The sequence below is a fragment of the Streptomyces sp. WAC 04229 genome (genome assembly GCF_003947455.1).
In the GTDB taxonomy this organism is placed as follows: domain Bacteria; phylum Actinomycetota; class Actinomycetes; order Streptomycetales; family Streptomycetaceae; genus Streptomyces.
Genome location: NZ_QHJH01000195.1, coordinates 1 through 13,543, shown reverse-complemented (window position 1 = coordinate 13,543; position 13,543 = coordinate 1). Strand labels below are relative to the sequence as shown.

At 72.1% G+C, this 13,543-nt stretch carries 12 protein-coding genes; 3 read left to right on the top strand and 9 right to left on the bottom strand.

Annotation, left to right across the window (positions count from 1 at the left end; genetic code table 11):
- From DMH12_RS40045 to DMH12_RS32035, 3 genes are all read right to left on the bottom strand, one after another.
- On the bottom strand, nt 1-1,375 hold a 1,375-nt coding region (locus DMH12_RS40045; protein ID WP_260474416.1), incomplete at its 3' end, for an ATP-binding cassette domain-containing protein.
- A gap of 68 nt (nt 1,376-1,443) precedes the next feature.
- A complete protein-coding gene (locus DMH12_RS32040; protein WP_125494893.1) occupies nt 1,444-2,202 on the bottom strand; it encodes an NUDIX domain-containing protein in 759 nt (252 codons plus the stop codon).
- A 137-nt stretch (nt 2,203-2,339) separates the two neighbouring features.
- Entirely contained in the window at nt 2,340-3,860 is a 1,521-nt protein-coding gene (locus DMH12_RS32035; protein WP_125494892.1) for a DUF4192 domain-containing protein, read from the bottom strand.
- Between the two features lie 153 nt (nt 3,861-4,013).
- Between DMH12_RS32035 and DMH12_RS32030 the strand changes: the two genes are divergently transcribed.
- Both DMH12_RS32030 and DMH12_RS32025 read left to right on the top strand, forming a co-directional pair.
- Nucleotides 4,014-6,179 (top strand): RecQ family ATP-dependent DNA helicase, encoded by a 2,166-nt coding sequence (locus tag DMH12_RS32030; protein WP_125494891.1) that lies wholly within the window; start codon nt 4,014-4,016, stop codon nt 6,177-6,179.
- Nucleotides 6,180-6,428: 249 nt separating this feature from the next.
- Nucleotides 6,429-7,043, top strand: coding sequence for a hypothetical protein (locus DMH12_RS32025; protein WP_125494890.1), 615 nt, complete (start codon nt 6,429-6,431; stop codon nt 7,041-7,043).
- Between the two features lie 182 nt (nt 7,044-7,225).
- Here the strand turns inward: DMH12_RS32025 and DMH12_RS32020 are convergent, their stop codons facing one another.
- The 3 genes from DMH12_RS32020 to DMH12_RS32010 all read right to left on the bottom strand — a co-directional run bounded on the left by DMH12_RS32020 (nt 7,226) and on the right by DMH12_RS32010 (nt 9,366).
- A complete protein-coding gene (locus DMH12_RS32020) occupies nt 7,226-7,894 on the bottom strand; it encodes a hypothetical protein (RefSeq protein ID WP_125494889.1) in 669 nt (222 codons plus the stop codon).
- Between the two features lie 68 nt (nt 7,895-7,962).
- Nucleotides 7,963-8,664 (bottom strand): ribonuclease HII, encoded by a 702-nt coding sequence (locus DMH12_RS32015; RefSeq protein ID WP_125494888.1) that lies wholly within the window; start codon nt 8,662-8,664, stop codon nt 7,963-7,965.
- Between the two features lie 81 nt (nt 8,665-8,745).
- Entirely contained in the window at nt 8,746-9,366 is a 621-nt protein-coding gene (locus DMH12_RS32010) for a TetR/AcrR family transcriptional regulator (protein WP_125494894.1), read from the bottom strand.
- A gap of 184 nt (nt 9,367-9,550) precedes the next feature.
- On the opposite strand from DMH12_RS32010, the gene DMH12_RS32005 reads away from it, so the two are divergent.
- Nucleotides 9,551-11,098 carry an MFS transporter gene (locus DMH12_RS32005; protein WP_125494887.1) on the top strand — a complete coding sequence of 516 codons (1,548 nt, stop codon included), beginning with the start codon at nt 9,551-9,553 and terminating at the stop codon, nt 11,096-11,098.
- A 254-nt stretch (nt 11,099-11,352) separates the two neighbouring features.
- Here the strand turns inward: DMH12_RS32005 and DMH12_RS32000 are convergent, their stop codons facing one another.
- The 3 genes from DMH12_RS32000 to DMH12_RS31990 all read right to left on the bottom strand — a co-directional run.
- Nucleotides 11,353-12,258 (bottom strand): ADP-ribosylglycohydrolase family protein, encoded by a 906-nt coding sequence (locus tag DMH12_RS32000; protein ID WP_125494886.1) that lies wholly within the window; start codon nt 12,256-12,258, stop codon nt 11,353-11,355.
- 12 nt (nt 12,259-12,270) lie between these two features.
- Nucleotides 12,271-12,930 (bottom strand): histidine phosphatase family protein, encoded by a 660-nt coding sequence (locus tag DMH12_RS31995; protein ID WP_125494885.1) that lies wholly within the window; start codon nt 12,928-12,930, stop codon nt 12,271-12,273.
- Nucleotides 12,931-13,037: 107 nt separating this feature from the next.
- On the bottom strand, nt 13,038-13,543 hold a 506-nt coding region (locus tag DMH12_RS31990), incomplete at its 5' end, for a YdbC family protein (RefSeq protein ID WP_260474415.1).

Below are 13,543 nucleotides of genomic sequence, written 5' to 3'. Positions count from 1 at the left end.
TGACGGTGGGGTTGTCGTCCGGGGGCGGCTGTTTGTCCTCGGCGCGGGGAGAGTCGGGGGCGGACGACGAGGGATCCGTCGGCGGCAGGGCGGTCACCGGCGGGTCGGGCGCCGGCGACTCGGGTGGCCGTGGTTCGGTCGACGGTGACTCTGGCGCATGCGGTTCGGTCCCCGGTCGATCGGTCGCCGCGGGACCGGTCCCCGGCGGTACGGCCGCCGAGGGTCCGGTCGCCGCAGGATCCACCGCCCAGGGATCGACCGCCGCACAATCGACCGCCGACGGCTCGGGCGCCGGTGGATCGGTGGCGGCGGTCGGGCGCGGTGGGCCCGTGGGTGAGGGCCGGGTGACGGTCGGCCTGCGGGGGGCCGGCGCCCGTTCGCCGTCCGCCGCCCGGTGACGCGCCGGGGGTACGACCGCGCCGGAGACGGCATCCGCACAGGCACCGCTGCTGTCGTCGGCCGCACACCCGTCACCGGCCCCGGCACCGGCACCGGCACCGGGGCCCATGTCGCCAATCTCGTCAGCGAGTTGATGTACGAGGATCCCGTGCCGGAAGGCGGTCTCGCCGATGTCCGCGCATGTGCTGCCGTACACCGCGAGCCGGTTGCCGCCCTCGCGTACGACCTCGACGGAACGCCGTGCCGAGCGGGCCTCTTGGGCCAGCAGGGCGCCGAGGCGCGCGGCGTGCGGGCTGCGGACGGCGACGCGCGGGCGCAGCCGGGTGCGGGAGAAGTCCGCCGCCTCCTGGTCGGCGACCACCCGGCCCTGTTCCAGCGTGACGACGTGGTCGGCGGCGCGCGCGGCCTCCTTGGGGTCCGCGGTGCTGAAGAGGACGGTGCCGCCCTGGGCGGCGTGCGCACGCAGGGCGCCGTGCAGCCAGTGTGCCTCGCGCGCGGAGAGTGCGCCCGCCGGGTCGTCGAACACCAGGGTGTGCGGGTCGGGAACCAGGGCGCAGGCCAGTCCGAGGCGACGGTCCATGCCCCGGGACAGGGTGCCGAGGCGTTCGTCGCGCAGGCTCACGAGTCCCGCATACTCGATGACTTCCTCCGCACGCTGGACCGGGACGCCCGCCGCCGCGCACAGCATGCGGAGGTGCCCGCGCACGGTGCGGGCCGGATGTCCCGGAACGTCTCCGAGCAGTACGCCGACCTCGCGGGAGGGGTGGGCGATGCGGTGCAGGGGGCGTCCTCGGAAGTGGGTGAGCCCACGACCGTGTTGCAGTTCGAGCATCAGTCTGAGCGCGGTCGTCTTGCCGGCGCCCGGCGCTCCGAGCAGTGCGGTGACGCGGCCCGCGCGCGCTTCGAAGGAGACGTCGTCGACGGCGGGCGGAAGCTCCTTGCGGGGGTTGCTGGTCAGTCCGAAGGCCTGGATCACCCGCAGCAAGATAGCGCGCCATATCCGGTTTTTCGGGCACCGCAGGGCCTATCGGGGGCGAGGAACCCTCAGACCTCGGGTCGCAGCATCGGGGGGTTGAGGAGCGTCGCGCCGCCCGCCCGGAAGAGTTGGGCGGGGCGGCCGCCCTGTCGGGTGGTCGTGCCCCCGGTGGGGACGAGGAATCCGGGCGTGCCCGTCACCTTGCGGTGGAAGTTGCGCGGGTCGAGGGCCACGCTCCACACCGCCTCGTAGACACGGCGCAGCTCGCCGACGGTGAACTCGGGCGGGCAGAACGCGGTCGCCAGCGAGGAGTACTCGATCTTGGAGCGGGCCCGCTCCACCCCGTCCGCCAGGATCTGGGCGTGGTCGAAGGCGAGCGGCGCCAGAGGCTCACCGGCACGGCCGTAGCCGCTCTGCTCCAGCAGTTCCTCGACCGGCGCCCAGCGTGCGTTGCTGGCGTCACCGCCCGCGCGCGGTGCGGGCAGGTCGGGGGCGAGCGCGAGGTGGGCGACACTGACCACGCGCATCCTGGGGTCGCGCTCGGGATCGCCGTAGGTGGCGAGCTGCTCCAGGTGGGCACCGTTGTCCTGGGTGGGCTCGGCCGGGTCGTGGACGCACAGCCCCGTCTCCTCGGCGAGCTCGCGCGCCGCCGCCTGCGCCAGATCCTCGTCCGCCCGTACGAAGCCTCCGGGCAGGGCCCAGCGGCCCTGGAACGGCGGCTCCCCCCTGCGCACCGCCAGCGCACACAGGGAGTGACGGCGCACGGTCAGCACGACCAGGTCCACAGTGACGGCGAAGGGCGGAAAGGCTGACGGGTCGTAGGGCATGCGGCGATCATAGTCGTCTGCCTGACGATAAACACTCCCTTCCCCAACCGCTTCGCACGCTGATCCACATCACTCCGACGGGTACCTCACCGTCTCCTCCCGATCACCGGGCGGTACCACGTCATGCCAGGTCAGGATCAACCTGCGGCCTCCGCTTCGCCATCATTCGCCGGCTCCTTCGGCAGGTTCCCCGGGGTACGCGAACACGTCCGTCCAGTCCCCCCGGCTCCAGAGCGTTCAGTCCTCGACGGGGTGCGGGGGCGCTGGTTCTCCGGCCTCGGCTCGCGGTTCTGCGGCGTCGCACGGCGCCGGGTGCCGGCCGCCGGGGTGAGGCAACGCGTACGGCGACGTCGGCCGGACGGTGGCCGCAGAGCAGGAGAAGGCTCACCCGACCCACGGGACCCGGCCGCGTCGGTCCGCTCGCCGTCGTCGGGGCTGCCGACTTCCGCGCCGCCGCGCTCCTCCCGCTCCGCACGCAGACAGCGGCGGATCGACTCGGGATCCAGGCCCTCGTTGCACGCCTGGTGCAGGAGCCGGGCGAAGAGGTAGTCGGAATCCGCGCCGAGTGCCATGGCCAGCGCCTCGCGTGCCTCCAGTTCGTCACCCGTGGACCAGGCGACCCAGCCCGCGAGGGTGAGCGGCGCGGCCGCGTGTTCTCCGTAGGGTCCGACGCAGCGACGGGCGAGGGCCCGCCAGAGGCGCAGCGCGGGTCCTGCCTCGTCGCCCTCCATCCACCCGGCCGCGCGGTCGCGGGTGGTGCGGTCCTGGAGGCCGAGGATCAGGGCCGCCGCCTCGTCGTGCCCGAGCAGGTGGTCGTCGCGCAGATCCTCGGCCGGCACGCCGGACACCGGCGGGGCACCGGCGAGCCGTCGCATGACCCGCTCCGCCGTTTCCAGCGTCTTTCGGGCCACCTCCGAACGGCCGTCGGGGTCGAGGATCCGGGCGACCAGAGTCGTGGCGGCGGCGTCCAGGGCGGCGGTCTGCTCGTCCGCCACCGCGTTCTCCCCCGGCAGCAGCCTGGCCCGCAGGTCGCTCAGCGAGCCGCGCACCTGAATACCGGCGTAGGTGGCCGCCGCGGCCAGCACCGAGGTCCCCGGCAGCCCCATGGGCAGGCCCTCGGCCGGGCAGCATGCCTCGTCGTCGCAGCAGTACGACCAGAAGCGTCCGGCCGAAATGCACAGCGCCTCGACCACAGGCACGTCGAGCGTGCCGCACTCGACGCGCAGGCGCTGGGCGAGTGGTCGCAGTCGCTCCATCACGTCTCGGCCGGTCTCGCCCCGCGCCGGCTCCTGGCAGAGGTAGGCGACCATCTGTTCGGGACGGACGCCTCGGCGCTCGCTGCCGGTGACCAGGCCGTGGACCAACTGTCCGGCCGCGCAAGCCCAGTCGTCCGGACTCGCGGGGATGCCGAGCCGCGCCCGGCCGCCGAAGCACCCACGCCCCTCCCTGTCACGCAGGGCGGCCAGGACGATGCTGTCCTCCGGGCGGTAGCCGAGGAGATAGGGCAGGGCGTCGGCCAGTTCGGCGGGGGTGCGCAGGGTGACCTGGTGCTCGTCACCGGGACTCTCGTACGAGGTCAGGGCCTTTCGGTTCGGCTGCTCGGGGCGCGGGACGTCACCGCTGCCGGAGGGGCCGGTCGTTTCGCTGTGGTTCGTCATGCCCCGACGATCTCGCGGATCGAGACGCTCCGCTTTGCCCTGTGGATAACTTCAATCAGGGACACGTCACTCGCGGACGCCAAGCCGGGCTCGGCGCCGTCCTCCCGTCCACAGCTCGCCCGCTTGTCGGTCCCGTCCTGTTGTATGGAACGCATGGAGCACACGAACAACGCGGATCTGCGGACAGCGGCCGACGCCGTCCTCGCCCGTCTCGTCGGGGACGCCTCCGGCGGCGCCCGGCTGCGGGAGGACCAGTGGCGTGCGATCGAGGCGCTGGTCGCCGAGCGGCGCCGGGCCCTGGTAGTCCAGCGCACGGGGTGGGGCAAGTCCGCGGTGTACTTCGTGGCGACCGCCCTGCTCCGCGACCGGGGCGCCGGGCCCACGGTGATCGTCTCCCCGCTGCTCGCGCTGATGCGCAACCAGGTCGAGGCCGCTGCCCGGGCCGGCATCCGCGCCCGGACCATCAACTCCTCCAACACCGAGGAATGGGACACGGTCCAAGAGGAGATCGCGGCGGGCGAGGTCGACGTGCTGCTGGTGAGTCCCGAGCGGCTCAACAACCCGGACTTCCGCGACCAGGTACTGCCCAAGCTCTCCGCCGCGACCGGTCTGCTCGTGGTGGACGAGGCCCACTGCATCTCCGACTGGGGCCACGACTTCCGCCCCGACTACCGGCGGCTGCGCACCATGCTCACCCACCTCCCGCCCGGTGTCCCCGTCCTGGCGACCACGGCCACGGCCAACGCGCGAGTGACCGCCGACGTGGCGGAGCAGCTCGGCACGGGTGGCACGTCCGACGCCCTGGTGCTGCGCGGTCCGCTGGACCGGGAGAGCCTCAGTCTGGGGGTGCTGCGGCTGTCCGACGCCGCGCACCGGATGGCCTGGCTCGCCGACCATCTCGACCGGCTCCCGGGTTCCGGCATCGTCTACACGCTCACGGTGGCCGCCGCCGAGGAGGTCACCGCCTTCCTGCGGCAGCGCGGCCACACCGTCGCCTCCTACACCGGCAAGACGGAGAACGCGGACCGGCAACAGGCCGAGGACGACCTGCTCGCCAACCGGGTCAAGGCGCTGGTGGCCACCTCGGCGCTCGGCATGGGCTTCGACAAGCCCGACCTGGGTTTCGTGGTGCACCTGGGTTCGCCGTCCTCCCCCATCGCGTACTACCAGCAGGTCGGTCGCGCGGGGCGCGGGGTCGAGCACGCCGAGGTGCTCCTGCTGCCCGGGAAGGAGGACGAGGCGATCTGGCAGTACTTCGCCTCGCTGGCCTTCCCGTCGGAGGACCTGGTGCGCCGCACGCTCGACGTCCTCGCGCGCGCGGAGCGTCCCCTGTCGCTGCCCGCGTTGGAGCCGCTGGTGGAGCTGCGCCGTTCCCGCCTGGAGACCATGCTGAAGGTCCTCGACGTGGACGGGGCGGTCAAGCGGGTCAAGGGGGGATGGATCGCCACGGGACAGCCCTGGACGTACGACGCGGAGCGCTACGACTGGGTCGCGCGCCAGCGGAAGGCCGAGCAGCAGTCGATGCGCGACTACGCCGCGACGACCGAGTGCCGGATGGAGTTCCTGCAACGGCAGTTGGACGACGAGGGCGCGAAGCCCTGCGGCCAGTGCGACAACTGCGCGGGCCCGCGCTTCACCGCCGACACCTCCTCCGACTCCCTCGACGCCGCACGGGTCGATCTGGGGCGGGCCGGTGTCGAGGTGGAGCCGCGCCGTATGTGGCCGACGGGGCTTCCGGCGATCGGCGTCGACCTGAAGGGCCGGATTCCGGCGGCGGAGCAGGCGGCGCCGGGCAGGGCGCTGGGCCGGCTGTCCGACATCGGCTGGGGCAACCGGCTGCGGCCGATGCTCGCGGTCCAGGCGCCGGACGGCCCGGTGCCGGACGATGTCGCCCAGGCCGTCGTGACGGTGCTGGCCGACTGGGCGAAGGGGCCCGGCGGCTGGGCCTCGGGCGCGGCCGACGCCCAGCCACGGCCCGGCGGCGTGGTGACCGTCGCCTCACGCACGCGGCCTCAGCTGATCCACTCCCTCGGTACCCGCATCGCCGAGATCGGCAGGCTGCCGCTGCTCGGTTCGGTCGAGTACACGGGTGAGGCGCCCGGCGGCTCCCGCAGCAACAGCGCGCAGCGGCTCAAGGCGCTGGACGGGGCGCTGACGGTGCCGCCCGCCCTCGCCACCACGCTCAGCGGACTGGACGGCCCCGTTCTCCTCGTGGACGACTGCACCGAGACCGGCTGGACCCTCGCGGTGGCCGCCCGGCTGCTCCGCCGCGCCGGCGCCCGCGGGGTGCTGCCGCTCGTCCTGGCCGTGCAGGGGTGATCGCGCGCGCCACGCGCCTGCCGCGTCCCAGGCGTCACCCGGCGGCACTCCGGGTAGGGATATAGGACGCGCATCAGCAGATAACGGTCGTCGGTCCCAATTGCTCGTTGCCGCATCCAAGTTCGACAGGAAGAATCGAAGTCCGCTCCCCGCACGGCCCGGCCGTGATCCGGCAGGGCTTCACTGCGGTGCGCGCTCCCCGAATCCGACCCCTGCCCGCAGTGTGGGCGCGTAGCCGAAGGGAGGAACGTGACCTTCGGATTCGCTCCGTCCTCGGCCGCCTCGTTTTCCTCGTCCAGCGCTTCCGCCACTCGCCTGCTCGAACCGGCGGAGTGGGCCGCGGCCGGAATCCCGCTGCTGCGCAATCCGCGCGAGGTCGTCAGCGGCCTCCACTCGCGGCACCGCCCCGGGCCGGCGACCGCGATCGTGGCCGTACTCGATCCGGACGAACGGCTGCGCGCCAGCGCCTCGTTCACCAGTCGCAGGTCACCGGCGGACGGCTGGATGTTCCGCAACGCTCTGCTTTCCCAGTTGCGCCGCGTCATCCCGCACGATCTGCGGCGCCGCACACCGGTGCGCACCGCCGTTCTGCTCTACTGCCGTGACGGCGACGCGCGTTGGACGGAGGAGGACGGCGCGTGGATGTGGGGGCTGCGGGACGCCTGCACGTTGCACGGGCTGCGCTGCGGCGCGTACATCACGCTGACCCGGGACGGGTGGCAGGTCCTCGGCGAGGGCCGCGGTGGGCGCCGGCCCAACGCGGCGTCGGCGCCTGAGCCCTTCGCCACCTCGGAGACGCCTCCCCCGTCACCCCGCACCGGCGGTGTCGCCTCGGAGGTACTGCGCCGCGCGGCGGCTCGCTGAGCGCCACGGACACACCTCGGTGCACCACGGTGTTAACCACCGCGGCGCACCGAGCAGGCACACCACGGCGGTCCGCACCGCTGCAACCCTGGTCAGGCCCAGGGGCGGAAACACAGGCGCACGCCGCAGCGACCACCGCGCCAGTTCCCTGACCGACGCCCGCCGCACGCGGCGGAAGCGGCTCAGACGCCCGCGCCCAGCACCGAGTTGATCCGCTGCGGGTCCCCGCAGACGATCAGCAGGGCACCGGCCCGGGTGTGGGCCACGCCGAGGGCGCGGGCGGCAGCCGCTTCGGGGCCGCCGTTGACCGCGAGTACGACCACGGCCCGCGAGGCCGCACGCTCCGCGACGGCGGCGTCCGCGTAGAAGACGTCGTCGCCCGCGTCGTGCTGCGCCCAGTAGGCGGCGTCGCCGAAGGACAGTTCGTGGGCGGCCCACGGGTGCGGTTCGCCGGTGGTGAGCACCAGCACGTCACCGGGGGTACGACCCGAGTCCAGCAGCAGGTCCACGGCCTCTTCGGCGGCGTCGAGCGCGCCGTCGGGGGTGGCCGGGATCAGCTGGATCTGCGGGGCCGTGACGGTGGCCGCGTTCGCCGCCGGAGCCGCTTGGGCGACCGGAGCGGCCGGGGCTGCCGGACCCGGGGGTCCGGGCTTGGTGGTGGTCGTGTCGCGTGGCGCGCGCTGCGCCGGCGCGGTCGGCCGCATCGGGCCGGGACGACCGGGGCGCGGCGGGGCCGCGGGACGGGGGCCGGGTACGGGGCGAGGGGTCGGCGCGGTGCGGCCGCTGGCCGGAGTGGCGCGGGGACCCTGGGCCTTCTCGTGAATCTGAGGCTCCTCGGGAATGAGAGGCATGAGCTGATATTTATCAAACGTTGGTGCGGCTCGCGTCGGCGGGTGGCACATGCCTGCGAGCGGAACCGTCAGAAATCGAATCCGAGCTGACCCTCGATTTCCGGAACGCTTCCCTCCACCCAACTGCGGACCTTCTTGAGGTGCCGCCACTGGGGCAGCGCATCAAGATACGCCCACGACAACCGGTGGTACGGGGTGGGCCCCCGCTCCTCCAGTGCGGCCCGGTGCACGGGTGACGGATACCCGGCGTTGTCCGCGAAGGCGAAGTCTGCATGGTCGATGCCCAGTTCGGCCATCATTTTGTCGCGCTGGACCTTGGCCAGGACCGAAGCCGCGGCGACGGCCACACAGGACTGGTCACCCTTGATCACCGTACGGACCCGCCAAGGCGCCCCGAGATAGTCGTGCTTGCCGTCGAGGATGACGGCGTCGGGGCGTACCGGCAGGGCCTCCAGCGCGCGCACCGCCGCCAGTCGCAGCGCGGCGGTCATCCCCATGGCGTCGATCTCCTCGGGAGAGGCGTGCCCCAGGGCGTAGGAGGTGACCCAGGTCCGCAACTCGACGGCGAGTTCGGTGCGTCGCTTGATGGTGAGCAGCTTGGAGTCGGTGAGGCCGGCCGGGGGCCGGCGCAGTCCGGTGATCGCGGCGCAGACGGTCACGGGACCGGCCCACGCACCGCGCCCCACCTCGTCGACACCGGCAATGACCTTCGCTCCGGTCGTGGCGCGAAGGGAGCGCTCGACGGTGTGAGTGGGTGGTTCGTACGGCATGGCGCACCTAGCGTACGCCGCTGGGAACCCCCGGCGACACCCCGGTTCCCCAAACCGGCCCGGGGCCCTCCACAGCGAGGATCAGGCGCCCTCGGGCCGCAGCAGCGGGACCATCAACTGGTCGATCATTTCCTCCAGCTCCAGGTCCGGCCATTCGCTTGCACAAATTTTGGAGCGGTACATCATCATCGCCGGGATGGCGTCGAAGACGTAACCGTTGGCCGCGTCACGCCTGACCTCTCCCCGCTCTATTCCACGGTTGATGACCTCGCGGAGCATCTCGAGCGTCGGCTCGACCACACCCTTGAAGATCACCGCATGGAAGCGCTCAGCCTGCACGCTGTCGCATTCGTGAATGACCGAGCGAAGGGCGAACCCCGGCCGGGAGTACATCGCGTCGCGCGCCCTGCGACACAGCGCCAGCAGGTCCTCGCGCACGCTCCCGAGGTCGGGCACCGTGTCGAAGCGCGGCAGCCCGGACCGCAGCGCGTCGGCGACGAGGTCTTCCTTGGACGGCCAGCGCCGGTAGACCGCCGCCTTGCCGGTCTGGGCGCCGGCGGCGACACCTTCCATCGTGAGGCCGTTCCAGCCGACGGTGCCGAGTTGCTCCAGCGCGGCGTCGAGGATCGCGCGTTCGAGGACGGCTCCACGCCGCCGCGAGGACGTCTGGGCAGAGGCGGCCGCCCAGTTCGAAGCAACCATGTCGGGGATCTCCAGTAAGCGGTGCAGCGGGTTTCGGGGGAAGGGGAAGCGCCGCGCGGCCACAAGGGGGACGGGACACACGACGACGCCACAAGTGAACGGTTGCGTTCACTGTCTGGGGTTCACTAACGTTGGCGCAACAGTGAACGCGGGCGTTCACTAAGTGATTCGTGGGGGACACACAGTGACAACCTCATCTCTGATCCGAGACCAGAAGCCGGGAGCGGCCCGCCGGGAGGGGCATCCCGGCATCGCGCTCACCGTCATCGCGGCCTGCCAGCTCATGGTGGTACTGGACGCGACGATTGTGAACATCGCACTCCCGCACATTCAAGACGCGCTCAAGTTCAGCACAACCGACCTCACCTGGGTCGTCAGCGCCTACACCCTCACCTTCGGCGGCCTGCTCCTGCTCGGCGGCCGAGCCGGTGACATCCTCGGCAGGCGCCGGGTCTTCATGACCGGCATCCTGCTGTTCACCTTCGCCTCGCTGCTCGGCGGCTTCGCCCAGGAACCCTGGCAGCTGCTGGCGGCGCGCGTCCTGCAAGGTGTGGGAGGCGCGATCGCCTCGCCCACGTCGCTCGCCCTCATAACCACCACCTTCCCCGAGGGCCCGGAACGCAACCGGGCCTTCGGCGTCTTCGCGGCCGTGTCCGCGGGCGGTGGCGCCATCGGTCTGCTGGCCGGCGGCATGCTCACCGAGTGGCTGGACTGGCGCTGGGTGCTCTTCGTCAACGTGCCGATCGGCGTGCTGATCGCGGTGCTCACCCCGATGTACATCAGTGAGTCCGAGCGGCACTCCGGCCGCTTCGACATCGCCGGGGCGGTGACCTCGACAGCGGGCATGGCCTCCCTCGTCTACGGCTTCATCCGCGCCGCGGACGACGGCTGGCGGGACGGCCTGACCATCGGTTCCTTCGTGGCGGCCGTGGTGCTGCTGCTGTCCTTCGCGTTCATCGAGTCGCGGGCCAAGGAGCCGATCACCCCGCTGCGGATGTTCGCCGACCGCAACCGCTCGGGCACGTACGTGATCATGCTCAGCCTGGCCGCGGCGATGTTCGGCATGTTCTTCTACATCGTGCTGTTCGTCCAGAACGTGCTGGGCTACACCCCCATCGAGGCGGGTCTGGCCTTCCTGCCGGTCACGGTGGTGATCGCGGTCGGCGCGGGGATCTCGCAGCGGTTCCTGCCGGTCCTCGGACCCAAGCCGTTCATGATCGTGGGCTCGGCGCTCGCCGCGGTGGGACTCGGCTGGCAGGCCCTCATCAGCTCCGACAGTTCCTATGTCGGCGGCGTGCTGGGGCCGATGCTGATCTTCGGCTTCGGCATGGGCCTGAACTTCGTGACGCTGACGCTGACCGCTGTCTCCGGGGTCGCCCAGCACGAGGCCGGCGCGGCCTCCGGTCTCCTCAACGCCATGCAGCAGGTGGGCGGATCGATCGGCCTGGCCATCCTGACCACGGTCTTCGGCACGGCCAGCAGGGACGAGGCGGAGAAGCAGGTGCCGGACTTCCTCACCACCGGCTCGCCGGAGCAGAAGGCCGAGTTCGCGCAGACGCAGCAGCTGCCGGCGCCGTGGGGGCACGACGTCCTGGCGCAGGGCATCTCGGCGGCCTTCATCCCGGCCGCCGCGATGGCCGTACTCGCCCTGGCCACGGCATGGCTGGTGATCCGGGTCCGCAAGAGCGACCTGGAGGCCCTGTCCGGCTCGGCGGGCCCGGGGGTCGGCTGACCGCGTGGTCGTGCGGGGGCGGGCATCGGACGGCGGCAGGACCGCCTTCCGGCGTCCGCCCCGTCGTCGGTGTCCGCCCCGTCGTCGGCGCCCTGCGGTCCGGAGTACGAGCCCGTCCATGTCCCACCCCCTCGTGACTCTCCCGGCCCCGTCCGGGAGCCGGACCGCGCACAGCGGATGTCCCGACAACGTGCGAACCGTCACGGAGAGTTCCCCTCACGCACGGAGAGTTCCCTCTGTGCGGGAGAAGGCGACTAGGACCGCGCCGCCATCCACTCGGGCAGCGCCTCGACCCGTCCCGCCCACTCGGCCGGGGGCGCGCCCGCCTCGCCGGCCGCGATCACTCCGCCCACGATCGCGCAGGTCGTGTCCACGTCCCCGCCGACCTGGGCGGTCGTCCAGAAGGCCGTTTCATAGTCCCCGAGGGCGCGGGCGGCGGACCAGAGGGCGAAGGGCACCGTGTCGTGCGCGGTCGTACGCCTGCCGCAGCCGAGGACCGCCGCGACCGTGGCCGCGTCGCCGTAGTCCAGCATGTCCCGGGCGCGCCGGAGTCCGGCGCCCACCGCGCTCTTCGGCACCAGGGCGATCACTGAGTCGAGGAGCGCGTGCGCCTTGGGCGGTCCGGCCGGGTCCGCGGCCAGTGCGGCCGCCGCGGCGACCGCCATGGCGCCGACCACAGCCTCGCGGTGCTGATGCGTGGGGTAGGCGGAGATCTCGGCCTGGTGTGTCGCCTGTTCCGGGTCGTCCGCGTACCAGGCGCCCAGGGGGGCGATGCGCATCGCGGCGCCGTTGCCCCACGAGCCCTGGCCGTTGAACAGGGCGGAAGCCAGCTCGCGCCAGTCGCCGCCCTCGCGGACCAGCCGCAGCAGTCGGTTGACCGCGGGGCCGTAGCCGCGGTCGAAGTCGTGGTGCTGGGCGAAGGAGAGGGCCAGTGCGTCCTGGTCGACGCGCTGGTGGGTGGCGAGGACGGAGACCACGGAGCAGGCCATCTCCGTGTCGTCCGTCCACTGCCAGACGCCGGGCGGCAGCTCGCGGCGCTTCAGCAGCGGATAGTTCGCCGGCACGAAGAACTGGGAGCCCAGCGCGTCGCCCACCGACAGTCCGCGCAGGCTGGACAGGGCCCGGTCCAGGCGCCCGTCAGGAGATGAATGAGCGGTCATCGCCCTGCCACTCTATCCGGTGATCCCGTACGGTTCCGGATCTCGCCAGCGTTCGAAGGGCCGGTCAAGGGTGTACTTGCCGTCCTCACCGAGAACGAGCATCCGCATCTCGGCGTTCCCGGGGTTCGACAGGGACTCGAACTCCGCGACCGTCCAGTGGAACCACCGCATACAGAACAGCCGCATGGCCAGTCCGTGGGTCACCAGCAGCACGTTCGGCGGATGGTCGGGGTCCTCGAAGCTGCGGAAGAGGCTCTCCAGGAAGCCGCCGACCCGGTCGTACACGTCGGCGCCGGACTCCCCCTGGGCGAAGCGGTAGAAGAAGTGGCCGTAGGCGTCGCGGTAGGCCTTCTGCAGGCGTACGTCGTCGCGGTCCTGCCAGTTGCCCCAGTCCTGCTCGCGCAGCCGGGGCTCCTCCCGTATCCGTATCAGTCCGGGGTCCAGGTGGAAGGCGCGGAGCGTCTCGTGTGTCCGGCGGTACGGGGAGACGTACACGCTGACCCGCTCGCGGCCGAAGACGTCGCGCAGTTCCTTGCCGGTCTCCTCCGCCTGCACCCGGCCCCGGTCGGTGAGGGCCAGCGCGTGGTCGGGTTCGCGCTCGTACACGGTGTCATCGACGTTTCCGGTCGATTCGCCGTGCCGGACAAGAACGATGCGCCGTGGTCGTGCCATGCCAGCACCCTAGATCGAGTCGGCCGCAACCAAGCACTCGTACGGGCACCGTACGGCGTACGTCACACAGTTTCCACACGCCGGCGGCGGGACGGCGGGTCCGGATCTCAAATCGTCCAGGTGGGTTCCATCTGGACGACGTCCCCGGTCAGCGCCGCGATGTCGGCCTCCGTCTGAGCGCGCAGGGCGAGCCGTTCGACGCGCTCGGTGCGGTACTTGCCGTGCTCGGCCGCCGACCGCCACATGGACAGCACCAGGTACTCGTGCCCCGGGGCCTCGCCGAACAGGCCGCGGACCATGCCGGGCGAGCCGGCCATCGCGGGGTTCCAGACCTTCTCCTGCATGAGGACGTAGTGCTCGGCCCGCTCCTCGTGGACCCGGCAGAGTGCCACCCGCAGCAGGTCGGCGTCGGTGAAGCGCGGTTCGAAGCCCGTCTTCACGTCGAAGCGGTAGTCGAAGAGCCTGACGCGGGCGTCCTTGAAGGTGCCCACCTGGGCGGAGGCCAGCCGGTCGTGGGAACGGGCCATGAAGGAGTCGTAGAAGGCACGGCTCTCCCAGAACGCGAAGACGTGCGCCACGTCCGGATGCCGTCGGCTCCAGCCACCCCCCTGTC

What these genes read in the sequence shown, in the direction of transcription:
- DMH12_RS32040 (WP_125494893.1), bottom strand. Translation starts at nt 2,202, where the DNA reads ATGCCCTACGACCCGTCAGCCTTTCCGCCCTTCGCCGTCACTGTGGAC.
- DMH12_RS32035 (WP_125494892.1), bottom strand. Translation starts at nt 3,860, where the DNA reads ATGACGAACCACAGCGAAACGACCGGCCCCTCCGGCAGCGGTGACGTC.
- DMH12_RS32030 (WP_125494891.1), top strand. Translation starts at nt 4,014, where the DNA reads ATGGAGCACACGAACAACGCGGATCTGCGGACAGCGGCCGACGCCGTC.
- DMH12_RS32020 (WP_125494889.1), bottom strand. Translation starts at nt 7,894, where the DNA reads ATGCCTCTCATTCCCGAGGAGCCTCAGATTCACGAGAAGGCCCAGGGT.
- DMH12_RS32015 (WP_125494888.1), bottom strand. Translation starts at nt 8,664, where the DNA reads ATGCCGTACGAACCACCCACTCACACCGTCGAGCGCTCCCTTCGCGCC.
- DMH12_RS32010 (WP_125494894.1), bottom strand. Translation starts at nt 9,366, where the DNA reads ATGGTTGCTTCGAACTGGGCGGCCGCCTCTGCCCAGACGTCCTCGCGG.
- DMH12_RS32000 (WP_125494886.1), bottom strand. Translation starts at nt 12,258, where the DNA reads ATGACCGCTCATTCATCTCCTGACGGGCGCCTGGACCGGGCCCTGTCC.
- DMH12_RS31995 (WP_125494885.1), bottom strand. Translation starts at nt 12,930, where the DNA reads ATGGCACGACCACGGCGCATCGTTCTTGTCCGGCACGGCGAATCGACC.